The organism is Ruegeria discodermiae (assembly GCF_030758345.1).
Taxonomy (GTDB): domain Bacteria; phylum Pseudomonadota; class Alphaproteobacteria; order Rhodobacterales; family Rhodobacteraceae; genus Ruegeria_C.
The window spans coordinates 114,918-139,270 of record NZ_JAVAMO010000014.1; the positions used below are offsets into that span (position 1 = coordinate 114,918).

The 24,353-nt window shown below is 55.9% G+C and carries 21 protein-coding genes and 2 pseudogenes; 8 read left to right on the plus strand and 15 right to left on the minus strand.

The annotated features are described in order from the left end of the window. Positions 1-10: 10 nt before the first annotated feature. From Q5Y75_RS21980 to Q5Y75_RS22000, 5 genes are all read right to left on the minus strand, one after another. Entirely contained in the window at positions 11-541 is a 531-nt protein-coding gene (locus Q5Y75_RS21980; protein ID WP_306201595.1) for an ester cyclase, read from the minus strand. Positions 542-677: 136 nt separating this feature from the next. After that, the gene (locus Q5Y75_RS21985) at positions 678-1,559 is read right to left on the minus strand and encodes a carbohydrate ABC transporter permease (protein ID WP_306201597.1); all 882 of its coding nucleotides are present in this window, start codon (positions 1,557-1,559) and stop codon (positions 678-680) included. A 1-nt stretch (position 1,560) separates the two neighbouring features. Next, on the minus strand, positions 1,561-2,589 hold the full coding sequence (locus Q5Y75_RS21990; RefSeq protein WP_306201599.1) for a carbohydrate ABC transporter permease: 1,029 nt from the start codon (positions 2,587-2,589) through the stop codon (positions 1,561-1,563). Between the two features lie 65 nt (positions 2,590-2,654). Continuing rightward, complete coding sequence (locus Q5Y75_RS21995) at positions 2,655-3,881, minus strand: ABC transporter substrate-binding protein (RefSeq protein WP_306201601.1); 1,227 nt, start codon at positions 3,879-3,881, stop codon at positions 2,655-2,657. 84 nt (positions 3,882-3,965) lie between these two features. Further along, positions 3,966-5,015, minus strand: a complete 1,050-nt coding sequence (locus Q5Y75_RS22000; RefSeq protein WP_306201602.1) for an ABC transporter ATP-binding protein — start codon at positions 5,013-5,015, stop codon at positions 3,966-3,968. Positions 5,016-5,161: 146 nt separating this feature from the next. Between Q5Y75_RS22000 and Q5Y75_RS22005 the strand changes: the two genes are divergently transcribed. Beyond that, positions 5,162-6,163 carry an ester cyclase gene (locus Q5Y75_RS22005; RefSeq protein ID WP_306201604.1) on the plus strand — a complete coding sequence of 334 codons (1,002 nt, stop codon included), beginning with the start codon at positions 5,162-5,164 and terminating at the stop codon, positions 6,161-6,163. Positions 6,164-6,284: 121 nt separating this feature from the next. On the opposite strand, the gene Q5Y75_RS22010 is transcribed toward Q5Y75_RS22005, so the two are convergent. Then, positions 6,285-6,965, minus strand: a complete 681-nt coding sequence (locus Q5Y75_RS22010) for an IS6 family transposase (RefSeq protein ID WP_306201558.1) — start codon at positions 6,963-6,965, stop codon at positions 6,285-6,287. 469 nt (positions 6,966-7,434) lie between these two features. On the opposite strand from Q5Y75_RS22010, the gene Q5Y75_RS22015 reads away from it, so the two are divergent. Continuing rightward, positions 7,435-8,514: an alpha/beta hydrolase gene (locus tag Q5Y75_RS22015; protein WP_306201631.1), complete on the plus strand. Its 1,080-nt coding sequence runs from the start codon at positions 7,435-7,437 to the stop codon at positions 8,512-8,514. Between the two features lie 139 nt (positions 8,515-8,653). On the opposite strand, the gene Q5Y75_RS22020 is transcribed toward Q5Y75_RS22015, so the two are convergent. Continuing rightward, the gene (locus Q5Y75_RS22020) at positions 8,654-9,610 is read right to left on the minus strand and encodes an alpha/beta hydrolase family protein (protein ID WP_306201606.1); all 957 of its coding nucleotides are present in this window, start codon (positions 9,608-9,610) and stop codon (positions 8,654-8,656) included. Positions 9,611-9,819: 209 nt separating this feature from the next. Between Q5Y75_RS22020 and Q5Y75_RS22025 the strand changes: the two genes are divergently transcribed. From Q5Y75_RS22025 to Q5Y75_RS22035, 3 genes are all read left to right on the plus strand, one after another. Beyond that, positions 9,820-10,872, plus strand: a complete 1,053-nt coding sequence (locus Q5Y75_RS22025; RefSeq protein WP_306201608.1) for a helix-turn-helix domain-containing protein — start codon at positions 9,820-9,822, stop codon at positions 10,870-10,872. Between the two features lie 280 nt (positions 10,873-11,152). After that, positions 11,153-11,950 (plus strand): IS110 family RNA-guided transposase, encoded by a 798-nt coding sequence (locus Q5Y75_RS22030; protein WP_306201609.1) that lies wholly within the window; start codon positions 11,153-11,155, stop codon positions 11,948-11,950. A 23-nt stretch (positions 11,951-11,973) separates the two neighbouring features. Continuing rightward, the gene (locus Q5Y75_RS22035) at positions 11,974-12,228 is read left to right on the plus strand and encodes a helix-turn-helix domain-containing protein (RefSeq protein WP_306201633.1); all 255 of its coding nucleotides are present in this window, start codon (positions 11,974-11,976) and stop codon (positions 12,226-12,228) included. Between the two features lie 30 nt (positions 12,229-12,258). Here Q5Y75_RS22035 and Q5Y75_RS22040 read toward each other — a convergent pair whose 3' ends face one another. Beyond that, positions 12,259-13,203 carry a phosphotransferase family protein gene (locus Q5Y75_RS22040; protein WP_306201611.1) on the minus strand — a complete coding sequence of 315 codons (945 nt, stop codon included), beginning with the start codon at positions 13,201-13,203 and terminating at the stop codon, positions 12,259-12,261. Positions 13,204-13,425: 222 nt separating this feature from the next. Beyond that, the gene (locus Q5Y75_RS22045; RefSeq protein ID WP_306201613.1) at positions 13,426-14,007 is read right to left on the minus strand and encodes a TetR/AcrR family transcriptional regulator; all 582 of its coding nucleotides are present in this window, start codon (positions 14,005-14,007) and stop codon (positions 13,426-13,428) included. Positions 14,008-14,049: 42 nt separating this feature from the next. On the opposite strand from Q5Y75_RS22045, the gene Q5Y75_RS22050 reads away from it, so the two are divergent. Beyond that, complete coding sequence (locus tag Q5Y75_RS22050) at positions 14,050-14,568, plus strand: cupin domain-containing protein (RefSeq protein WP_306201615.1); 519 nt, start codon at positions 14,050-14,052, stop codon at positions 14,566-14,568. Between the two features lie 20 nt (positions 14,569-14,588). On the opposite strand, the gene Q5Y75_RS22055 is transcribed toward Q5Y75_RS22050, so the two are convergent. From Q5Y75_RS22055 to Q5Y75_RS22075, 5 genes and pseudogenes are all read right to left on the minus strand, one after another. Continuing rightward, complete coding sequence (locus Q5Y75_RS22055; protein ID WP_306201617.1) at positions 14,589-15,017, minus strand: GFA family protein; 429 nt, start codon at positions 15,015-15,017, stop codon at positions 14,589-14,591. Between the two features lie 138 nt (positions 15,018-15,155). Beyond that, positions 15,156-16,019: an SDR family NAD(P)-dependent oxidoreductase gene (locus tag Q5Y75_RS22060; RefSeq protein WP_306201619.1), complete on the minus strand. Its 864-nt coding sequence runs from the start codon at positions 16,017-16,019 to the stop codon at positions 15,156-15,158. Between the two features lie 294 nt (positions 16,020-16,313). Continuing rightward, a pseudogene (locus Q5Y75_RS22065) lies at positions 16,314-17,071 on the minus strand (IS5 family transposase). 349 nt (positions 17,072-17,420) lie between these two features. Next, on the minus strand, positions 17,421-20,564 hold the full coding sequence (locus Q5Y75_RS22070) for an efflux RND transporter permease subunit (RefSeq protein ID WP_306201621.1): 3,144 nt from the start codon (positions 20,562-20,564) through the stop codon (positions 17,421-17,423). A gap of 12 nt (positions 20,565-20,576) precedes the next feature. Further along, complete coding sequence (locus tag Q5Y75_RS22075) at positions 20,577-21,737, minus strand: efflux RND transporter periplasmic adaptor subunit (RefSeq protein ID WP_306201623.1); 1,161 nt, start codon at positions 21,735-21,737, stop codon at positions 20,577-20,579. A gap of 87 nt (positions 21,738-21,824) precedes the next feature. Between Q5Y75_RS22075 and Q5Y75_RS22080 the strand changes: the two genes are divergently transcribed. Next, a complete protein-coding gene (locus Q5Y75_RS22080) occupies positions 21,825-22,466 on the plus strand; it encodes a TetR/AcrR family transcriptional regulator (protein WP_306201625.1) in 642 nt (213 codons plus the stop codon). 354 nt (positions 22,467-22,820) lie between these two features. Next, a pseudogene (locus tag Q5Y75_RS22085) lies at positions 22,821-23,147 on the plus strand (IS5/IS1182 family transposase); the annotation flags it as partial. Here the strand turns inward: Q5Y75_RS22085 and Q5Y75_RS22090 are convergent. Beyond that, the coding region (locus Q5Y75_RS22090) for a Tc toxin subunit A-related protein (RefSeq protein ID WP_306201627.1) at positions 23,147-24,353 on the minus strand (1,207 nt) is incomplete at its 5' end. The pseudogene Q5Y75_RS22085 and the gene Q5Y75_RS22090 overlap by 1 nt on opposite strands.

Here is a 24,353-nt window from a genome sequence, read left to right on the forward strand (position 1 = left end):
GTCCTGATCCTCAGTTGTCGGGCCGGGGCGGAGTTCTCTCTCCCCGGTCGAATGATTCCCAGCCCTGCCCGTTGAACAGATCAACGCCAAGCTGAGCAGCAACATGGGCGAAATCGACATTCACCCAATTGTCGACGATCTTCCCGTCGACAACTTTCCAGAAATCCATGTAGCGGATTTCAATCCTTTTCCCGGTGGGCGCGATCCCCAAAAACTCACCGGAATGGGTAGCTTCCTGACGGCCAAAGGCGGCGGCCCATTCACCCATATAGAGACGCGCCTCGTCGACGCAGGTTTTGTCCGAGAACGCGGCCTGGAACGGGCGCTGCCAGTTGTCCTGAAACTCCTGCAAGCCGGTCTTGGTACCGCAGCCCTGATTGCCCATCCAACGAAAGCCCTGCGCGAAGAATTCGCCAATATCGTCGATGCGGTGATCGTTCAGCCCGTCAACCATGCCTTCGATGACAGCGCGGGTTGCTTCGGTTTTGCTCATATCCGTGCCTTTGGTCAGCACGGCTTGTTCGGGGCGGGAACCCTTCATGTTTCTCGTCCTTCGGTAACTATTCCAGTGATCTTCGTGTCGCAAAAAAGAGTTTAGTTTTCTGACAGAAAATCCCTTGGCAACCGGTTGAGCGCCGGGTGGCGCCCTATCGCGTTATATCTTGCGGTAGCGCTCATCAGCCCTTGACCGCGCCCGCGGTCAGCCCGCCCACAATCTGACGCTGGAAGAACATGACCAGAATAAACAGTGGCACTGTGGCCGAAACCACGGCGGCGACCGCGAACATCACATTGCCTTCGGTTTGGGTTGTCCCAAGGAATGCCGCGATGGCCGGCACCATGGTGCGATTGCTTTCAGAGAGCAGCATCGCTCCGACGGCAAAGTCGTTATAAGCCAAAAGGAAAGAAAACAGCCCGGTAGTAATCACGCCCGGCCACATCACCGGAATGATTACACGACGGAATGCCTGGAACTGATTGCAGCCATCAACCTTGGCACTTTCATCCAACTCGCTTGGGATGTTCTTGAAGAAAGAATGCAGCATCCACAGGGTGAACGGCTGGTTGATCGCCACCAAGACGATGATCGTGGTCGGTAGAATGCCCCAGATGTTCCATTCAAAGAATGGCAGCAGGTAACCCGAAACCAGCGTGATCGGCGGCATGGCACGGAAGATTAGCGCGGTAATCAGCAACCAGAAGGTGTAGTTGTAGGACGACCGCGAAAGGGCATAGCCCCCCAATGTGCCAATCGTGAGCGAGATGGTGACCACAAAGAAACACACGATCCCGGTGTTCAGAACATTACGCCAGAACTCCTCTTGGATCCACGCACCCTCATATCCGGTTGTGGTGAATGGCGAACCATAGACCGCTTCGGTTCGGGCACCGGTCAAGGCGTTCGTCCAATCTGCAATCGAGAAGAAATCCAGTTCGACTTTGAACGACCCCCAAACCGTCCAAAGGAACGGAAAGGCCGCAAGGACAAACCAAAGAAGCACGAAAAGGGATGAAGCGATCCGAAGGCTTGTGGGCATTCTTTGTGCGCGGCTGGCCATGTTATCGTGCTCCTTTGAAGTCGCGCCAAGTGCGGACAAGCACGGGCGACAGAAGAATGGCGACTCCGATGATTGTCATCACCGAGGTTGCGGCGGCGGATGATAGCTGACGGGTCTCGCCGCCAAGGTCGTCGAATATGAAGGTGCTGAGAGATTGCGCGTGTGCTTGGGCACTGAACCCGATTATGGGTTCGAACACCTTGAAATTATCCATCAGCTGGATCAGCGCAACAAACGTGACCAGCGGCATCAGGTGCGGGACAACAACAAACTTGACCTGTTGCCAGCGCGTTGCTCCGTCGATCTGCGCGGCTTCGATCTGGTCCTGCGGCAGCGTTTGCAGCCCGGCATAGAACACGACGAAGGCAAACGGGGCCGAGCTCCAAACACCGTAAACCATCAGAGCAACCCACATCAGCCCGGTCGAGGCTTTGAGGCTGAAATTCGGGTCACCGGCCAGGTACACGAGCGCGTTGCCGATGACGCCGCGACTGTCGATCATCCAGAACAGGATCAGAGAGCCTATCAGCGGCGTCACGATCATGGGCAGAAGCGAGAAGAAGATCATCAGACCTTTGAGGTGCCGATGCAGCGAATTCACGGCCAGAGCAATCACCAGACCCAGCAGGATCGTCAGTGGTGTCACAATGAAGGTGAATGTCAGCGTAAACGCCATTGCGCGATAGAATGGCAGGTTGCTCAGATCCGAGAAAAAGCCACCCCAGCTTTCGTTGGCCGCCCACATCTGGCTGATTTCCTGAATTGCCAGATGGCCGCGGTCGAAATAAATGCCCAGCCCGACAAACCGACCCAGGGGCTGTGCCTCACGCAGGGCGGCGGTGGCCTGCTGGTCGATGGTTGTCTCGGTTGTGCAGCCGATCAGCGGTGTACAGTTTTCTACTTCCAATAGAACAGCAGGATGTGGTGCGAAGATCGATTGGATCACGACCGAGACGATTGGCATGGCGATGAACAGCAGCATCGCAAGTCCTGTGGGCAGGAAGAACCAAAGGAATGTCTTATGGCGCATATTGCAATCCTCGCATCGATTGGTTTGTGCGGGCGGCTACCAGCGGCGCCCGCACAAGGAGCGTCTTACTGCAGATAGCCTTGCTCGATAGCGGCGGCGCGGTAGGCTGCCTCGACATCGGCAAGCGCCTGTTCTGCGCTTTCTTTGCCCTGCATAAAGTCGGCCAGTTCATTTCCCAGCGCGCTGTGCATCAGGCCCATGTAAGGCAGCATCGGATAGGCGGGTGTGCCCATCTTAGCTGCTGCAAACACGCCTTCGGCATCAGCGGCTGGCTCGTAGCCTTCGATCAGCCAAACCGCCAGCGGTGCGGTCTCATCATTCAGCATGTCTGGGCGGATACCGTGTTTCATGGCGATGAACGTGGCTTCGGCTTCTTCATCCGAGATGTTTTTGCCGACGGTCCAGCCGTCCCACCACAGGGTCGATGCCGGGGTTTCCCCGCCGCCAACGGTCAGCGGTGCGCCAATTGCGTGACCGTCGACCACCTCTTGCAGCACACCTTCGGTGGTGGTCTGTTGTGATGCACGCGAGCCCCACATGTTCATGATCGCAACGTTGCCCGCACGATATTCTGCGTTGGTGGCGTTGGAGTCATGGGTCAGGAAGTCAGGGTTCATATACTCTGACAACGCCTTCATCATGTTCAGCGCATTCACACCGGCCTCGGAATTCACATTGGGCTCAGCTGTGCCGGGCTTGAAGTGGCTACCGCCATAACCCAGGAACATATTGTTGAATTCCTGCGCCAGGTTCCAACCCGATGCATAGGCACCGCCAACAGGGTTCTGCATGATGCCCTGCTCACGAATGGCCTCGGCCACTTCAAGCAGTTCCTCGTAGGTCTTCGGCACCTCAACACCAGCCTGCTCCAGCACATCCTTGCGATACATGAGGTGCTGGGCGTTCGCCATGAAAGCCACCGCCATGATGTCATCGCCGATCTTGATCAGCTGCCCCGGCTGCAGATCCTGACCATGCTGCTCCACCAGATCATTCAATGGGCGAATGACGTCTTCGTTCATCAGAGCCACGATCGAGCTGTTGGCGATGATGGCACTTGTGTATTCCGATGGGTTACCAGACAGACCAGCCACATTGATGGTCTGGTGCTCGGATGTCAGGTTGGAGTCAACCGATGCGCCAGTGCACTCCTTCGCACCGGCGGCGACGGCCTGAATGGCCGCGAATTCGTTGCCAACAATGTTGACCCGACCGCCGATTTCGCAGGCATATCCTGCACTTGCAGAAAAGGCGGCAACCGACCCGGCCAATGCAATTCTCTTCAGAAACATGAATATTCCTCCCTAGATGGAATGGGTGCATCTTCGAAGTCTGCACCCGGGTTTGACCCGTTTTTTACGGGTTTGATTTCGTCGTTATCCGGCCAGACGCGCACCTGTTTGTGCATCGAACAGGTGGCAATGATCGGTATGGATATGGATCGAAACCTGATCGTCGATTTCGGCCCGATAGGTTTTGTCAGCCTTGACCGAGACCAGCGCACCACCGATGCGGACCGAGACCATGGTGCTGTCTCCCAACAGCTCTTGCGTATAGATCGGCGCGTTGATTTCGCCGCCGCTGTCAACGACATTGGCATCCTCGGCGCGAAAGCCCAGCGTAATGCGACCGTCTGGCGCGTTCAGCCCGTGCACCTCGGTGCTTTGGGCGCGGAACACACCACCCTGAACCTCGCCATCAACAAGGTTCATCGCAGGGTTGCCAATAAAGCTGGCAACAAATGTGTTTGCGGGTTCATCATAGATATCGGTCGGAGAGCCAACCTGTTGAACCACCCCCTGTTTCATGATCACCACACGATCCGCCAAGGTCATCGCCTCAATCTGGTCATGGGTCACGTAGATGGTAGTGACTGCAAGTTCATGGCTCAGATTCTTGATCTGAGCGCGCGTCGAAACGCGCAGCTTGGCGTCTAGGTTCGACAGCGGCTCATCCATCAGGAACACGTTCGGTTCGCGCACAATAGCACGAGCCAGCGCTACACGTTGCCGCTGACCACCAGATAGTTCCGCCGGTTTGCGATGCAGGAAGTCATCCAATTCGACCATGGCCGAGGCGCGGCGCACCTTTTCGTCATGGGTAGCAGGGTCGATGCCCCTGACTTTCAATGGGAACCGAATATTCTCATAGACATTCATATTCGGGTAAAGCGCATAAGACTGGAACACCATGGCAACATCGCGGTCTTTGGGCTCCATCTCGTTGACGCGTGCACCGTCGATCAGGATGTCGCCTTCAGTCGCATCTTCCAGCCCTGCAATCATGCGCATGGTCGTGGTCTTGCCACACCCTGAAGGACCAAGAAGCACCAAAAACTCCTTGTCGGCAATTGTGAGGTCAAAATTGTCCACGCCGACAAAAGATCCCCAACGCTTACCGACATTTCGAAGTTGAATTTCGGCCATACTGTCCTCCCTTGCGCATAATTCATGCATACGCTTGCAGAAGCATAGACATTCAGCGGAGCCTATGGCAAGCTTTTTTTGCATGCGAATGCAAACGCTGCGGACACCAGCTCTGTGATCCCCTTAAGGCATTGAAAGATAATAAAATGTCATATGATTCCGAGAAGAATCTTGTCCTCGGTTTTTACAAGGCACTGAGTCGATCCGAGGAGTCGACTCTTCCAGAAGCGCTTTCGGACTACTGCGCCGATGGGCTTATCTGGCGTGGATTCCACCCCTTCAATGAACTGCAGGGAATCGATGAAGTGGCCGGCACTTTCTGGCAACCGCTGCGGGCCAGTCTGACCGGCCTGCAGCGCCGGATGGACGTGTTTATGGCGGGCGCGAACGAGATCGACGGCTTCAACTCGGTCTGGGTGGTCTCGATGGGTCATCTGATGGGATTGTTCGACACAGGCTGGCTGGGTATTCCGCCCACTGGCAAGATGGCCTTTCTGCGCTATTGCGAGTTCAACAAAGTCGAGAACGGCGAGATCGCCGAGACTGCGATGTATTTCGACATCCCCCACCTGATGATGCAGGCGGGCCTGCAACCCTTCCCGCCCCAAACCGCCGCGCAGCTGGTTCAGCCCGGACCGATGACCCATAATGGTCTGATGTTCGATCCTCAACCGACCGAGGAAGGTGAGCGGACGTTGGCTACGATCAACGCGATGATCTCGGATCTCGGTCGGTGGGACAGCGGCCTGAGCCTTGAGGACGAATTGCGCCGGACCTGGTCCGAGGATATGATCTGGTGGGGCCCCTCGGGCATCGGTGCCACCTACACGATCGGGCGCTATGCAAAACAGCATGCTGGGCCCTTCCGCGCGTCGTTTGCAGATCGCTCAAAGACCAACCACATCTGCCGTATGGCCGAAGGACACTACGGTGGTTTCTTCGGGTGGCCGAATTTCACTGCACGTCCCACCGGCGGATTCATGGGTATGCCCGCGACCGACAAGGCGGGTGAGTTCCGGGTGATCGATATCTATCGGCGCTCCGGGGATAAACTGGCCGAAAACTGGATATTCATTGACCTTCTCCACTTCTGGAAACAGCAAGGCGTCGACATTCTGGCTCGGATGGCAGAGGTGCCGCGAACATGACCAATTGGATTGACGCACATCACCATCTTTGGGACCTGAATGCCGTACACTACCCTTGGCTAATGGCGGCTGTGTCGCAATCTTTAGCGTGGTTCGAAGCTATCGCTTTACCTGGAAAAGTTTATACTGCGAGCTCTGCAAATTGACGGAATCCGTTTGTCGAAGGCCCAAGCTGCCCCTTGCGGATCATGTTGGCTGTCTCGATCCCCGCAAGTGTCGCGGCGGCAGAGGCGAAGCTTTTTAAACCGAGCATCGGCCTCGTAAGCCGTTTGATGAACCGGTGATCCTGCTCAATAATGTTGTTTAAGTATTTTGATCTGACGGTGTCAATCGTAACCGGTATCCGCAATCGCTTGAACATTTTGTTGATCTCTTTGATCCCGGCCGCATTGCTCCTGCTTTGGTCAATGGTGATCCGTTTCGGAATGCCATTGTTGTGCAGTGCATTGGCGAAGAATTTCTTAGCGGATTTCGTATCTCGCTTCTCGGAAAGCATGAAATCAAAGGTTTGACCGTCACGATCGACGGCCCGGTACAGATAGACCCACTCACCGCGAACTTTCACATAGGTTTCGTCCATGCGCCAAGAATCCGCTGTCTTGGCCTTCCGTTTCTGCGCCGCGCGAGCGGCCAAGTGTGAATACTTCACGACCCAGCAGTTCAGCGTCGCATGATCAACCGACACCCCACGTTCCGCCATGATCTCTTCCAGGTCACGATACGAGACGCCGTAGCGAACGTAGAAATAGACCGCAAACAGGATCACAGATTGTGGATAGTGTGCACCTTTGAAGTCGATCACTGGGCATTCCAAAATAGCGTTACAGACCAGGCACCTGTTGGATCAAACCGCGCGAAGGTGCAACCTACCGGCCAATGTTCGCGACAAAGCCAATCCAAGGCAACATCGCCCAGGCCCTTGCCTCGGTTGGCCTGAATGAATGGGAGCGTAAGTTCCTCGGTGATATGCAATCCAAGTTCCGCCGGTATTTTGGCACGTCGATGTTGACGATCCCACCGAACTCGATCAGCGCGTCATTTGATTATCGTCCACGGTTCTCCGATGCCGTTTAACGGAGGCGAGGGATAGAAATTTGTGTGGCTCGCGGTCCTTTCAGGAACTTCGAGATGCTGTTGGCATGCTGCGCTCGCAGCCCGCATTGCGGCCATTCGCTGCGGCGTCAAGTCAATCAACGAGTGGAGAGGCAAACCCTTGCGTAGTGCTCAGCAACCCCTAAATGTAAACGGTATTTACATGGGAGGGTAGCGTGATGCCGATCATTCGAAGTTGGGCTCTGTCTTTTGCGGTCGTCCTTGCCTTCGCCCCTACACTATCGCTTGCACAGTCCGGCATCGAAGCCACAGGCCGCGTCATTGAGATCAAGGTTTCAGCACCCGCGCTGGAGGGTAATCTACTTGGCAGCTCCAACCTTCAGTCCGCCGCCATCTATCTTCCGCCCAGTTACGACCAGCAGCCAGACAGTCACTTCCCGGTGGTCTACCTGCTTCATGGCATCTTTGACGATTACGGGGTCTGGACAGAGAATTTCGGGGTGCCAACGATATTGGATCGTCTCATCGGAGCCGGGCAAATTCCCGAGGTGATCGTGGTGATGCCCAATGGCGGAAATAAATACGGTGGCGGGTTCTATCGCAACTCTCCCGTTAGCGGAAACTGGGCTGACTACATTGCGGACGATCTGGTCGGGGAAGTCGATGCGCGGTTCCGGACCATCCCTGATGACGCAGGTCGCGCCGTTGTGGGCCACTCCATGGGTGGCTATGGCGCGCTTCATCTCGCGATGACGCGTCCAGGCGTCTTCTCCGTGGTTTGGGCCCTTAGCCCCTGTTGCCTTGCCGCCAACGATGACCTTAGCTTTGGCAATGATGCTTGGCAGCGTGCTGCATCGATCAGTGGGCCGGAGGATCTTCAGAACCTTATCGATAGCCGCGATTTCTACCCAATTGCTTTCCTCGGGATTGTGACGGCATTCAACCCCGATGTAGAGGCAGAGCCGATCTACGGAGAGTTTCCATTTGAGGTCGTGCGAGGAGAGGTCATTCTGAACGATGCGGTGTTTGACCAATACCTGGATGAGATGCCTGTTCGGCAGGTCCACGCTGCCCGCGACAATCTGCGCCAACTGAAGGGGCTGGCATTGGATGTCGGTCTAAATGATCAATTCTTGCACATCCCGAAGGGAACACTTGATTTATCGCAAGAGTTTGGCAAAGAACGCATCCCGCACCGTTTGGATGTCTATGCAGGAGATCATCGCGAGAAGGTCAGCGAGCGATTGGAACACATCGTTTTTCCATGGGTTGCTGAGCGACTGGTAGTCACGAAGTAGACAAGTAGATTGGTATATCGTCAAAGTGATCGGCCCAAAGGCGACATTGATCGATACCGTCGGCGCTGCAATGCAGCTTTACAAAGCTGCCTTTCGCAACGACTTGAAAGTCACTGCATCACCACGGAAAGTTTCAGCACTAAGGTTTCGCGTCATCGAAGAAACTTCCCGCTTCCTCGATGATCTTCTCGTGCTTTGCCGCACGACGCGCACCGCCGTTTGCGCAGATGATCTCGTCGCCAGGCTCTTCTTTTTGGAGGATTTCATAGCCGCCGGGTTTGCACCGCCCCAGGAAATCAAAATGCGACAGGGTTTCTGGCTCGACATAGCGAGCTATGCCCGGCGCCACTGCACTACGCAACGCGCGGGACTCGATGTCGAGCGTCAGACCGGAATTCATGATGGGCGCACCGTAGATCAGCAACGGGCGGTCGATCCGAGCAAGGCTGGTATCCGAGAAACTCTGAGTGCCTCCCAGATCAAAAACAACGAAGGCACTTATCCGGGGATCAGAAAGATCAGCTTCCATCCGCACGCGATCTTCATCCGTTTGCGCTACTTTCCAGTTCGAGAGAATATTGCACGTAAGCTCATCGGGCATTTCTGCGCAAACCAGGTTCAATCGCGCTGCATCGTAACGAGCACCCGCCAGTGCGATAGCAGTGAAACCGCCCAGAGAATGGCCCGCCATGAACACGCGCGCGGGGTCCACCATCATGGCGAGTTCGGGGGTGGCCGTCGCATGGTCGATGACCCGGGAAATATCTTTAGGCCTTTCCCACAGTTGACGCGTCACCTCGGGATCGCGCGACCAGGTCGAAGTTCCCGGGTGGTTCACGGCAGCGACAACATAGCCCCGTCGGGCCAGGGCATTGGCAAACCATGCCTGGTTATAGGCGTTGCCGTACATTCCGTGAGACAAAACAACCAGAGGAAAACGGCCTTTTGCAGGGTCCCCATCCTTGATGACCTGACTGCTCTCCCACACGACGCTTTCAAGGTCGAAGCTTAGCGGCCCGGTGGCCTCGGTCGGGTACCAGATGAATCCGGACAGATGCCGGTCACCATCTGGATCGGCGATCGTCAGATCCGCCATGGCAGAGTGAAAAGGCTGCGCCTGTGCTAGGGTGGATAGGGCCGCCAGAACACTGGCCAACACAAAGGTTGTAGGTCGCATAATAGTCTCCGCGCTTGGGTATCGGTCAAACCAAAACTGAGCGGTAAATCAAATTGTAACAACGGGTTGGAGCATCTATTCTTGTCCTTGATCTTGATCTAGGACAGGCACAGGCAGAAAGTGGACAGATGGATACTCCGTCGCTGGTCAGTTTGCCTTTGCCTATGGCCACCGCACTGCTCTGCGCCACGCTTGCTGGGCTAGTGTTTAAGCTGAATTTGGGATCAAAATACGCCAATGCGTTCTTTGCAGGCTTTTTTGGATTGGGCGCGCTGTCGTCCTGTCTGGTCGCTCTTAGGTTTGGCTATGGATTTCAGAACCTGATCCCGCTGCAGCGCACCGTGCCGCTCTTTGTTGCGCCCACGCTCTATCTGGGCTTTGCGTCTTTGACCATTGGACAATCCCGTGCCCTGAGGCTGGCGCTATTGCATCTCAGTGCCGCCGTGGCTGTCATAATGTTCTTTGTCCGTACGCCCTTCGATTTGCGCTTTCTCGACTTGGTGATCTCTGCCAGCTACGCGTTCTACTGTGTTGCCTTGTTCCTGCTTTGGCGCCGGGGACCAGATGCGCTCATCCAAGCCCCTGTCTCAGTCAGCGGAACGCTGTCGAACTGGGTGCTGCGCAGCGCTGGGTTTCTCCTCTTCGTCCTCGCTCTCGATAGTGCGATTGCGCTCGATTTTGCTCTGACGCGAGGGGCAAACACGTCACTGCTCATATCCTATGGAACGGTTCCGCTGCTCATGTTGTTGCTGGCTACCCTGATCACATTACCAAAGATGCTTTCGAAGCCCCAAGCGGTGCCGGATCGAACATTGGAATCGGCTAAGGAGGACCAGGAGCTTCTGAATCGGCTAGACCGTTTGATGGTGGAGCAACGGCTCTATCTTGAACCCGACATCACAGTGCAGCGTCTTGCCCGCCGTTTGACTGTTCCAACCCGCAACCTCTCTGCGGTGGTCAACAGGACGCAAGGTTTAAACATGTCACAATATGTGAACCGATTTCGGCTCCAGCACGCTGCTCATCTATTGTCCGATACGGAGGAAAGCGTCACATCTATTGCCACACAATCCGGCTTTATGGCGCGATCTAATTTTTATCGTGAATTCCAACGGGTCTTTGGGCAAACACCGGTCGAATTCCGCGCTTCAGTCAAACAGTCGTCTAACATAAAAGTTTGAACAAAATAGCCTCAAGTCTCTGAAATAGAGAACTTTTGGGTGAGAAACGAACCTCCTCTAAAGACGGCCCAAAGGAGACATCCAATCCGTAGTCGTCATGCTGCGGTCGCAGCCCGCATTGCAGACCTTCGCTGCGTATGCGGAAGTAGGAACCTATCGGACTCACACATCGCGGATGGGGTGGATGACGTCTGCACCTGACTGTGGCGCGATGCGGCTTGGTACAGAAGTGATCTTCTGTCAGGAAAGGAGCCCCATCATGTAAGTTACGACAATAGGATTGGATCTCGGCAGGGATGTTTTTCAGGTTCATGGCATTTCGACCGACGGCACGGTCGTCTTCAATCGTTCGATCCGGCGCAGACAGTTGCTCAAGTTTTTCGAGACGCTGCCGAGCTGTCTTGTCGGCATCGAGGTCTGCGGCTCGGCCCACCATTGGGCACGAGAGTTGAGCGCCATCGGCCACGACGTACGCCTGATGCCCGCCGTTTACGTGAAGCCATATGTCAAACGCGGCAAGGCCGACGCTGTGGATGAAGAAGCGATTTGCGAAGCCGTGACTCGCCCGACGATGAGGTTTTTGGCGGTGAAGTCGAAGGAGCAACAGGCCCTGCTTACGATGCATCGAGTGCGCCAGTTGGTTGTTCGCCAGAAAACTCAGATGTTAAACGTGGTCCAGGGTATTCTTCGTGAGTTTGGTTATGTGATCGGGAACGGACCGGTTGCCGCGATGCGCTTCGTAAAGACGTTCCAGACCGATGACATTCCGGACATTCTTGACGTGGCGAAGAGCATGCTCAAGACACTCTGCGACCAGGTTGTCTCGCTCGGCGAGCGCGTGACGTTTTACGACAAGCTCATCGAGTATCACTCCCTGATCGATGAGCGTGCCAAGAGAATACGAACGGTCCCTGGTGTCGGCCGCATTACCGCTTCGGCCATTGTCGCCACCATCGGCGACGGCAAGCAGTTCAAGAACGGTCAGGACAGTCACAGTTCAGTGCGGATTTGGTCCGACAGACCAAAGACACCGAAGGCGTGCTTGCTGATCTCCATGACTGGCTGCGTAAGAATATGAGGCAATCAATCAGTGTTAACGATATGGCGGAACATTGCGCGATGAGCGCGCGCAGCTTTTCGCGCCGCTATACTGCGACCGTGGGCTTTTATCCGGCAAAATCTCTTGAACGTTTGCGTGTCGATGCGGCACGAAATCTGCTGGAACAGAGCAATCACGGCATGAAGACCGTAGCGATGGTCTGTGGCTGTCGGGATCAAGAACACATGCGACGGGCGTTCCATAGACATGTGCACACCTCGCCAACCAGCTACCAGGCATCGTTTCGCGCGAGTTGACTTTGATTCAAGCAAGTGGAGGGAAGGGTCTCAGAGCAGACACGCCGCGGATTCGCGAAGGGCCTCTCGTGCCATCTGACGCATGTGCTCTTCTCGAGATCTCTCGAGCCCCCATGCTCCCATGTACTTCAATGCCGCGGATGAAACGTAAGCGACCCACAATGCGTATCTGTCTGCGTCAATGCTGCGGTGTTTCGCATAGGCTCTTTCAAAGAGACGCTTTCCTTCCATCCCGTGGATGAATCTTAATTCCAAGGACGCGCATGCGACGTCGGACAGCGGATCGCCAAATGCGGCGTCTTCCCAATCGAGTATTACGGCAATTCTATCCTCAGACCAGATGAGATTTGATGGCCAATAATTACCGTGCAAGACCACATCTGGGCCAGTGAAAGCCGAATTCTGGAGCTGTCTGAGATAGTTTCGGAGCTCATGCCATTCTGCGTTTGCGGGCAAGAACTCCAATATCTCGGGAATAGGATCAATTCGGCGAGGAAGAGAGGGCATGACGCTTACTGGAACGCTATGTACCGTTGAAAGTGCCTCAACCATGGTCTCGATGCGCGCTTCGAGCGTAGATTCGGCGATTTCAGAGGTCCCCTCAACAAACTCGATGATCAGGTAAGGGTGTTCCAAAAACGCGCAACTCGTATCGACGCTGACTGGCCTTGCGACCGGAATACCTGCCCGAAAAAGTGCGCAAAGAATTTCGAACTCAAGTTCAGCGTTGTGCCCATAATGGGTCTCACCATGCAGTCGCAGCACAACCCGGCTTTTGTTTCCGTCGGGTTGTTCGACCGCCAGACTGTGTACGTCGGCGGACACGCCCCCTTTCATGCGCTCAATCGCAAGAAGACGCGCGTCTGGGTCAAACTTTTCAACGGCGCGACGTAAAGTTAAATCTTCCAAATTTAACAGAGCATTCAGCCTTTCAAAGTATAAGCGGACGTTCTCGCAAGACGCGGCATCGGTCAATATGCACTCTCTGCGATCATGCGACGTTGCAGAGATCCTAGGTAGCCTGAAAATTTCGCCACCATTACTCCGGCCCTGAGCTGCCATTGACCCTGCCTTGAAGATGCTGCGGTCGCAGCCCACACGGCGGCCATTCGCTGCGGGCGCAAAATCGTTGGGAAAGCGAACACACCGAGTGGGGACATAGCGGCCGTTTGGCCGAGAGAACGTTTCTATCGCCTTTCACATTTGCGGTAGATATTGATCAAGCAGGGCTCCCACCAGACCACCCTGTAGTCGGTAGCCTGTATCCTGATCTACGCGCAGAATGTCCTCTAGTATAATGAACTGTTCCATGCCCGTCGTCATGGCCAGACGCGAAGTCAGGTCTTCGTAGTCTTGCGGCGTCATCGACTTTCGCACGGGCTCAAGCGCCTCACCAAATGCTGCTACTCGTCTCGCGCCGCGCATTTTGACAGTGCCTGCTTGCAGTGATGCCTTGAGCGATTCCGCTAGAAACTGGCGGAAGTAAGCCTCATGTTCACGGGAGAAATCCAGATAGTAGCGCGCCACCGCATTCACACGTTCTCTTACATCAGTAAGCCCTTCCAGCAGTTTTGAAGTCGGGATCACCTCTATGTCGAGGGTCGCGTCTAAGGCCAATACGCCTGGATCGGAGAAATACCGATACACCGTCGCTCTGCCGGTTCTCGCGCGCTCGGCGACTTTTGCCAACGTCACGCTTTCCCCGTCGGACATGAGTTCACGGGCCGCTGCCAGCAATGCCTCTCTTGTTCTGTTCTTTTGATTGGTACGAGGGGCCAACCCGCCTCTCCCTAGTGATACACTTGTCTCATAAGTAGATATATGTATCATAAGAAGGTGGTTATTGAAGTAAAGGGAATCGTTCAGATGACGCAGTCTCGTCCTCGCACATATCACCTTCTTGGCAACCTTCTGAAGTTCCACGCGTTTCCAGCTGAAACCGGAAATCGCTGCACAATCGTTGAAATCAAAAGCGCTCCAGGCGCCGGTGCTCCGCCTAACCATCATGCTGGCGAAGATGAAAGTTTCTACGTGCTAGATGGCGAGTTTGAATTTCTGCTGAACGACGAAACGAAAAGGGTAACCAGCGGCGATTTTGTAAAAGTTCCCGACGGTGCAATTCATGCGTTCACCTGTATTGGACAAAGCCCAGGACGCCTACTATGCATCAACGCCCCTGGAGCTATGCACGATACTTTCTTTACTGAAGCGGGCGAGGCAATGCCGGATGGAACGACAGACATTCCGATCCCGGATGGACCACCAGACATTCCGGCAATCATGGCCGTGGCCAAAAAAGTAGGCATGACGATACTTGCACCCGAAGGTGCGCCCGTCTGAGCTTGAATTGGTTAGTAAGTTCAGGCTGGCCAGCCAACAAGTGTCGTAGGTGTCCATCGCTGCCTGCGTCGCGCAATCCGCTCCGTGGTACTTTCAGTATCATAAACACGAGGTTCCACCACTTGTGTGAATAACGCCCGTTCATCAAGCGTATCAATGTTTAGAACACTCAGCACTCTTTCGTCGTCAAACAAGATCATGGCAACGTAAACGCCACAGCGTTTACAAATGACCTGTTTTGAAGTGCGCAGGCCAAATTCATACATTTGCAACGCATCTGGCTCTGAAGCCGTGATCACCAATTTTGCTGAAGGATCGGAGAAAGCCCTCGCGTTGTGTTTGCGGCAAAACGAGCACTGACAAGCCCCAAGAACTTGATCTTGGGGAATGCGGGTCGTTTCCAACTCAACACGGATCGCACCACAGTGACAGCTTCCGACATGCTTCACAGTTGGACCTTTTCAATTTCGTGAGCCACGATTGGCTGTCTAAACATGCAGTCATTCGCTGCAAGCCGTCAAATCTGTCGTGACCGTACGGCTTCACAGAAGCGGAGTTTGGTATGGTGGAGGTGAGCCCCACACCACTCAATTGTCTGCGTGTGGAGGGCTTCCCGGTGCTCGGTAGCGATCCATTGGGCTGCGTTTAGCGTCGCTTCCGTAATAATGCCCGCTACCCACTGGTTTTCCAAACAAAAGGAAAATCGCCGAGTTGGCGCCATCTCGCGGGGATCTCATGCCCAGCTCCTCAGGAGGTTTTCCCCTGCCCTCCACATATTGACGGGTCAGATCCGTCGCGATGAAACCGGGCGTGCAGGCATTGATGACAAACTGAGGGTACTCCCGCGCCAGGTGGAGTGTATAGGCGTTGGCGCAGGCCTTTGACAATCCATAGGCCGAGCCGTCGCCCAGTCCTCGAGATGAGAACGCATCCGCATCATTGGCGATGGCAATGCACTCTTCCATCAGCCTCTCGATCTCGTCCCAAGTCACGTCCGGGCGCGTGAAGAAGGTTCGTTTTTCCCTGTTACATGTTGCCACGAAGTTCGGGCCGGCAGCGGACGTGACATTCACGATCCGCCCGCCATCAGCGAGAAGTGGAAGGATTGTGGCGCATACTCGCTGGACACCCCGTGTGTTCACGTTGAGCACATTACCCAGATCGTTGGAGCCAAAGCCGATGCCTGCGTTGTTGACGATACCATACAGCTTCTCTCTAACACATGCCTCTCGCACCTTCTGTGCCGCCCGACCAACAGATTCATCGCTCGCTACGTCGAGCTCGACGGTTTGGACTCGACCGGTTCGGCCCGCCCCGCCCTGCCGAAGGCTTTCAACAGCGGCCGCACCTTTATCGGGGTCCCTTGAGCCGAGGAACACGAACGTATCGTCGGCCTCTTCGAGAATCCGTTCGGCGATGGCAAACCCAATGCCCTTGTTTGCCCCGGTCACCAGAAAATTCCTCTTGACCAACTTGATCAGCTCCCAATGTCAAGTTTCGGCAAACTTTCCAACCTGCCACCGCGCATCCTTTCTTCGGAGACCCATTGGGGCGGATGCTCACGATTCTCCAGCAGGCAATGAAAGGATAGTAGTTGCAGAGAGAACACCATAGCCCCAAGCTGCTCCCTCATTCATCTTCTTTCAACGGCCCATTCCGGATGGAGTGGGTGGCTCCTGCTCCACCGGCGTCGCGATGCGCCATACTGCAGTTGTCTTGGACTGCTAGGCTCCAGACCCATTGATTTACAGCCAGAACAGCACGGTAGCTGCTAGAGCGATGGCCGAAAGGAATACCTTTGGGCATCTGTCATATCGGGTGGCAATCCGCCGCCAGTCCTTCAGACGACCGAACATGATCTCAATGCGGTTGCGGCGTTTGTAGCGACGCTTGTCGTACCGGACAGGCTTGTCGCGTGAATGTCGGCCTGGGATGCAGGACCTAATTCCCCTGTCATCAAGGGCTTCGCGGAACCAGTCTGCGTCATAGCCTCGATCTCCCAGTAGCCAGTCCGCCGATGGCAGACTGTTCACCAGAGCCTTGGCTCCCGTGTAATCGCTGACCTAGCCCGCGGATATGAAGAAGCGGATGGGGCGTCCGAGGCTGTCAGCAACAGCGTGCAGTTTCGTATTCATGCCACCCTTGGTACGCCCGATCAGCCTGCCGCGCGCCCCTTTTTCAACCGCAGGCTGGAGGCCGTGCGGCGCGCTTTGAGATATGTTGCGTCAATCATAATCGTCTTGTGATCCGTGCCTTCAGCAGCCAGCCCGGTCATGATCCGAGCGAATACACCCATATCGCTCCACCGCTTCCAACGGTTGTACAGTGTCTTTGGTGGTCCATATTCACGTGGCGCATCGGACCAACGTAACCCATTGCGATTGATGAAAATAATCCCGCTCAGTACACGACGATCATCAACTTTCGGCTTGCCATGGCTCTTTGGAAAGTAAGGCTGAAGCCGCGCCATCTGCTCGTCGGTCAGCCAAAATAGACTACTCATGTTATACCCCTGAAACTCAGGGGTTTGAATCACGCAGCCGAGATGACGGCAACCAAATTAATGGGTCCAGAACCTAGCAGTCGATGATAACTGCATTTTGGCACATTCGATGCCGCTGGAGCAGGAGCCACCCACCTCATCCGGTTTAGGCCGGCCGCACTGCAGAATCGGGTGTTGTCGCTTAAGGTCCGGATTGGGCCGTCCATATCCGAACAAGGCGGGCATGTCAGTTAGATGCAGTGTCGATGCAGCGGTAAGAAGAGAGTTCTTGCCGAAATCCTTGGGACTTATGGCGGACAAATGCAGCTTTGGGCGAAGAGTATTTAGCAAGCAGAAATGATCGGAAACCTTATTCTGCAGCGAGCCTAAGTACCGCGTTGTCGGATTTGGGTGTTTGGTGAGTAGACAGATGTCGTTTCCCAAATCGTCCTCGATAGACCAATGCGAAGACCGGCGGTGTGAAGTAAAAGGACACGACGGTCGACAACAATACGCCACCGGCGATCGCCACTGCGAATGGTGGCCAGAACGCGCCCCCACCGAGGATCAGTGGAAGGAAACCGCCAAAGGTCGTCACGGTGGTCGAGATGATGTGGCGGCTTGATCCGGAGACGACCCGCGCCATGGCAATATGATCGCCGCGGCTTGCATCAGGGTCTTTTTGCAATCCCGTCAGAATGATGATGGCGGCATTGACGGACACACCTATTGAGCCGATGACGCCGATAATCGCCGTGATGCCAAACGGGAATTGCATGACGGCCAGTGACAACATCGAAAGTCCCGCGGACAAGACGCACACCACAAGGGTTACAAGGGTCAGCCGGAAGGAGTTGAACGTGAGCACAATGGCCGCAATTGACAATGTGACGATCAAGCCAACGGATGCGAGCAGGTTTCCGACAGTGTTGGACCGGGCGTCGCTGTCGCCACCCATGGACATGGTGTAGCCTTGTGGCAAAGCAAATCCCGACGCATCAAGCGCCGCCAAAACATCCTGCAACGCCTCTTCGGGCAATACACCCGGGACGATAAATGCCTGAATGGTGTTTTCGCGAATGCCGTCTGTTCGGGTTATGACGCTTTCGGCTGGTTCAATAACGGGGCGGGCCAATTCTGACAGCGGCACGGCGGGAAATACGCCCGTTGCAGAAACGGTGGCCGCGTTCGGCAGCAGAATGGGCATGCTGACAACTGCATTGAGATCCGATCGGACCTCCTCGCCCAGACGCACACGCACAGGCAGTTGTTCTGTTCCTTCGATCAGCGAACCGCCGGTAACGCCGACCAGTGCAAAATCCAACTGGCGGGCGATATCAGCCACGTCCAAACCTAGCAAGCGGGCTTTGACCTCATCAATCTCGAACCGGATTTGCGGGTTGCCGCCGTTGACGCTGGCCCTAGCCTGGGTCACCAAATCAAGATTGGCCATGATCGAGCGCACTTCATCGCCTAGCTTGCGAAGAACCGTGATGTCCTGCCCTTGTATTTTGACCTCAACCGGTGCTGCAACCGGCGGGCCCTGCACGAGATTACGCACAATAATCTGAGCGTCGGGAAACTCAGTGTCCAGCTGGCTCTGCAATGCCCCAACCATACGTGCAGCGTCGTCTGCGGTTTCGGTTGTTATCATGGCCTGCGCAAAGCCGGGCTCCCCTGAGCGGTTGCCGACAATGTTGTAGTAGAAGGCAGGGCCAGATTCTCCGACCGTCCAATAGACGCTCTTCACGCCTTCATCCGCCAGCAGCATTTCGTCGATCTGTCGCGCGGTTGCTTCGGTCGTGGCGATTGATGTGCCACCTGGCATATCGACTTCGATATAGAATTGGTTACGATCTACGCCTGGAAAGAACTGCGCCGTCAGAGTTGGAAAGGCCGCAAAGCCCAGCACAGGCAAAATCAAGGCCAGCACGATGGATCGCACCGGGTTGGCGACGGACAATCGGATAGAAGCTTCAAACAGGTGCGCAAGCAGAGGGATGCTCACGCCGCGGCTCAGCATTCCGGCATCGGCGCGATCTGACAAAAGCCAGCCCGAAATCGCCGGCGTTACAGTCAGTGCAACAAGCAGCGACCATATCAGCATAAGCACCACAGAGATGGCGATCGCGCCGACAAAGTCCCCGGCGGGCCCTGGAAGCAAGATCATCGGTGTGAAGGCAAGCGCGGTTGTGACGGTCGATGCGAGCAAGGGCGCGGCCAGTCGGCGGACAGCGTCCCGGACGGCCTCCTGGCGCGCCATCCCTTCCTGCAAGCGACGCCGAATTTCGTCGGTCATCACGATGGCCGCGTCAACGAGTAAACCCAATGCCACAATCAGACCGGTGACGGACATCTGGTGAATGGGCAAACCGATCATGTTCATCGTGGCCAGAGTGGCCAAGGAAACAACCGGCAGCACCAAAGCGACAATCGCCGCAGCGCGCACGCCCAGGGTCACGAACAGCACTGCCACCACAAGCGCCACACCTATAGCCATGTTGATCCCAACTTCTGTCAGGCGGTCCGTCGTGTATTGGCTTTGATCGAACAAGAGCAGTACCTGAATGCCCAAAGGCACCGATGCCGCACCATTCGCAAGCTCGTCCCGTAGAAAACCGGTCCAACGGTCGATCTGAACACCGTCTTGAGCCAGTACGCCCACCAGAACCGCGGGCTTGCCGTTAGCGAATGCGATGGACGACTGCGGGTTGCGTGCGCCTCGGTCGATGCTGGCAATATCGCCTAGCTGCACCACAGCGCCTTCGGCACTTTCGCGCAGGACGATGTCGCGGATACGGTTCAGGGTCTCGATTTCGCCGCTGACGATAATCGTGAGGTCCACAGCGGAGTGCAGCCGGCCGGACTGAACTTTGCCATCGGCTTGTGTAATACGCTGGGAGATTTCGGCCGCGCTGAGCCCCAAGGCCGCTGCCTTGTCCATATCAACACTAACCAGAACTTCTTCGACTGGCTGACCAAAGTAGTCCACGGCCCGTGTCGCAGGTATCGCGCGCAGCCGGTCACCTAGAGTTTCGGCGTGGCGAGACAGCAGTGTAACCGGAAAATCCGGAGTCTCGGCCGCCACCGCGATGACCGCGGAAAAGGCCGAAATTCCTTCTGCATCAAAGTCCGGAGGTAATACGCCCGCCGGGAAATTCTGACTGGCATCCTCAACCGCATCTCGCGCTTCAGCCCAAACTTGTTCGATGGTGGTTTCGTCCAGCGTCTCAACCAGCTCGACAGAGACAACGGAAACGCCCGAACGGGATACCGAGCTGACTTCATCCACTTCGGCGATTTTGCGAAGCTCTTCCTCGATCTCCGCCGTGACGAGGGCTTCGACGCGTTCAGGATCTGCGCCCGGAAATTGAGTGGTTACGGTTGCAAAAAGGTTGGTGATTGTCGGATCTTCTTGGCGACCCAGTGACAGGAACGACGATAACCCCGCGGATACAAGGACCAAGATGATAAGAGCGACAAGCCGGGGGTGGCGAAAGGTCAGAGTTTCCATGGGATCGCTCCACTACTGGTCGGTTTCGAAGGCGACACGTTGACCAACGGTGACACGCTGAGGTCCCTGATCTATCAGGACCGTGCCGGCAGGGAACGCTCCACGTACAAAGACGCGGTCATCTTCGGCGTGAAGCACTTCGACCGTGGCCAAACGCACGGTTTTCTGAACGTCCGCCACCAACAACGTCCACTGGCCTCTGCTTCCTTCCTTCAGCGAGGTTGTCGGAACCCAGGTTCCTGCACTTTGAACCGGTTCGATGACATGCACACGTGCAGTCTGGCCGAACGCGATTTCCGGCTCATTTTTTAGATTGAACAAGGCTGTGCGGGTGCGGGTGACCGGGTCAATATCGGGCCGCAGTGTCACGAGTTCTGCCTGGTGTATTTTACCCGCTATTTCGATCTCTACATCCGACAAGAGTTCAGGTGCCATGTCTAGTGGTATTCCAATCCGCACCTGCGGCGACATGACCTCGACCATACCCAGCACCAATTCGCCAGAGCGCAAGGTCTCGCCTCCATCCACGTGGCGTGAAGTAACTTGCCCTGCGAACGGTGCCTCAATGCTGGATTTTTCTATCCGAACCGTCACGTCATGTAAGGCCGCATCAAGCTCGCCAATTCTGGACGACAACTCATCCTGTTGCGCCAGCGCCTCGTCCAGACGTGCCTGACTGGTAAAGCCCTGTTCGACAAGTTTTGTGTTTCGTCCAACCGTTTTCTGCGCAAAGCTAAGCCGTGCAGCAATGGCATTGCGTGATGCGGTCAGGCGGTCACGTTCAACCTTTAATAGCGCGATATCTAGTGTCGCCAGAAGTTGACCCTTTGCCACTTCGTCGCCCTCATCCACCAGGATTTGATCCAGAGTACCATTCAGTTCGAATGACACATTTGCCGATCGTTGCGGTTCGACCTGACCGATGAAAACGCGATCAACAGTATACTGCGCCTCGGACGTGATCGGTGTGACGGAAACAGGGGTCACTGATGCAGCATCTGGTGCGGGTACGGCGTCCGCCCGGCGCGTTAGCTCGGAGCTTCCAAAGAAGACCGCAGCTGATGCAACAGCGATGACGCTGACAGTCACCCCTAACCGAAAAGTCGCGTGCAAGAGACGCCACAACAGGCTTTGCTGGTTGGGTTCAGAGGAAGATTTCGCAGGATTCGGCATTACAGGACCTCATCAAGTTAGCGCCTCTAACATATGTTAGAAGCTCTCACTTTGACAAGTATTACGTGATCTGCGACATGTTGGATCATGACGAGCACAGAAAAAACCTTGGCTACAGCCAGTAAAACTGACCGTGGATCGGTGAAGAAGAAATCCTATCATCATGGTGACCTGCGCGCGGCACTCATTGAAGCAACCCGGCAGTTGGTGGAAGAAAAAGGCCCGGACAGCTTTTCGGTTTCCGAGGCTTGCAAACTGGCGGGGGTGTCCACCGCCGCCCCCTATAAGCACTTCAAAGACAAGACAGAAATGCTTGTCGCCGTCGTTCTTGAGGGCATGGGCAGGCATCGCCAAAACATGCTGAAAGCGTTAGAAGGCCTACCAGAAGGATCACCGGAACGTATTACCGCTATCGGCATGGAGTATATTGCCTTTGCTCAGAACGAGCCGGGAGTATTTCGGCTGAAGTTTGGCGGATTCACAGATCGCATCGCCGACCCTCGTTTAGAGGAAGGTGGACAGCAAAGCTTTGGCATTCTTTTGACCGAGGTTGCAAAATGTCTTGGCGAGCAAGGAATCACGGACGAAGTGCGCCGCCGCGGATTTCTGCTATGGAGTTTCGTGCATGGCCTGTCGTTCATCCTGCAAGACAAGGGGCTCGCGGAAAAAGGTTCGGAATTCGAACTGCATGATCTTCTCGAGGATGTTTCTGAGAGAATGCTGAGTTGATTGCTCTCCCATCAACTTGAACTCCATCGACCAAATCAAAAAAATTACCCAAAAGTGGAACTAGGTCTGTGCGCCTACGATTGCTTTGGTCCGCCGTGCGCACCTTAGGTGAAGCATACATCTCGCCGAAGCGTCTTATGGCAGCAATGCAGGCTCCAAACGCAGCAATCAAGCACCGTGTCCAACGTCGGCTTTAGGCCGTCCCCATCGCCAGATCCAAGCTTGCCATCACTATGCTGCGTCTGGCTTCGATGGCGGCAGTGAGCCCAAAGGCACCGATGCTGCGTCTCGCGCGAATGTCTGCTTGTCTAGCAACTGTAATTCTCAGGCGGTCTGAGCCGACCAGTTTTGCCGAGATTTCGCGAGAGTGAACTGCTGCGTCATCTGTTCGACACGACTGTGGCGCGCTGCATCGCGGAAGGTTTGGTCTGCGGTCAGCGCCTGGCAATTGATGCCAGCCTGATCGAGGCGGATGCCAACAAGCAGAATTCGACACCCAAAGAAGAATGGCGCGCCTCCGACATCGACCCGACCGATGCCCCTCGCGCCGTTCGCGAGTATCTCGACACGTTAGATGAAGCCGCATTCGGTGCCGCCAGCGAGGTGCAACCAAAGTTCACCTCTCATTCTGATCCGGCCAGCCAGTGGACGGCGGCCCGTAAAGGCCCAGCATTCTTTAGCTAGGGTCGCGCGGTCGCCCCCGAGACGGTGAGGGCCAGAAAAACCGATTCGATCTCCGCATTGCTGAACCGATCCCGTGCGCTGGTGTCACCTGGCGGGTCGTCGGGGAAGGCCAGGTGCCAACGTCCGACAGGTGGCAGTCCAATGATCGGCAGTAGCGCTGCGCCATAGCCCGCCCGGGTGCTGATCTTGCCCGCAACGGTCGCGGCGGCACCGCCAAACTGGCCCGGCATGTCTTCGGGCGAGAACTCGAAGGCGCGGATCTCTTGTTCAAAGCGCGCGCCGGCCTTGCGCACAACGTACAAGACCACCGTCTCTACAGTCAGGTCGGAAAGGTTGGGCGGGAAGTCCTCGCGCTGAGTCTCGAACCGAACCAACATGGGCGTCGGCGACTGATCGGGGTTGTTAAGGTCGTAATAGGAGCCTGGGAAGGCATCTCGAATGTCGAAGACCCGGGTGACGCTGCGTCGTGCCGGGCGCCTGGCCAGGACCCGCGCCTCGTAGTCGGGGTCGTGCAGGGCGGTCATCTCTGCCGTAACCACTACTGTCGCGATGCTGTTGTAGTTCAGTGGGTTGGCCTCTGTCGGCATCGACCGTTGGAAGGCCGCATCCAGGCCCGCCCCGTCGAATGGGCCGCGAATCTGCGGCGCTTCGGGCTGCAACTCGATACCCGAGGATGTAGACCGCGCCGCCGTCAGCGCCATGGATTCGGGCAGGCCGCGCAGCGTCGCCAGCTCGAACGTGCCGGCGGCGGTGCGCACCACCGTGCGCGAGATACCGCCAAAGGTTAGGCGGGCGCGGAGCCCGCGGGTAGGATCGACAAGCGCCACGACCGAGACTGAATTATCGCGGATCAGCGCCAAGTAGTAGCCCGGCATTTCATCCTCGATGTTGACGATTGGAAGAGTGAAATCCAAAAAGCCTGTTTCGCGGAAGGCCTGGAAGGCCAGCGGGAACATCTCGGCCAGATCGAAGTTTAGCGTCAGCGCTTGGTGCCGCTGCCGGGTCTCAAACGCGTAGGCATCCACCTTGTGTAGGTCGCGCAAGAGCCGCGCGGACCCGGTTAGCCCGCGCCGGTCCACCACGCCGTCGCCGGAAAGAATGTTGGCGGGCAGTGGCGTCGACCAATAGTCGGGCTGGATTAGGCGCAGCGAGGCCTCTTGCCGCTCGAAGGCCAGCTGGCGCGGACGTGTCGCAAACTCTAGT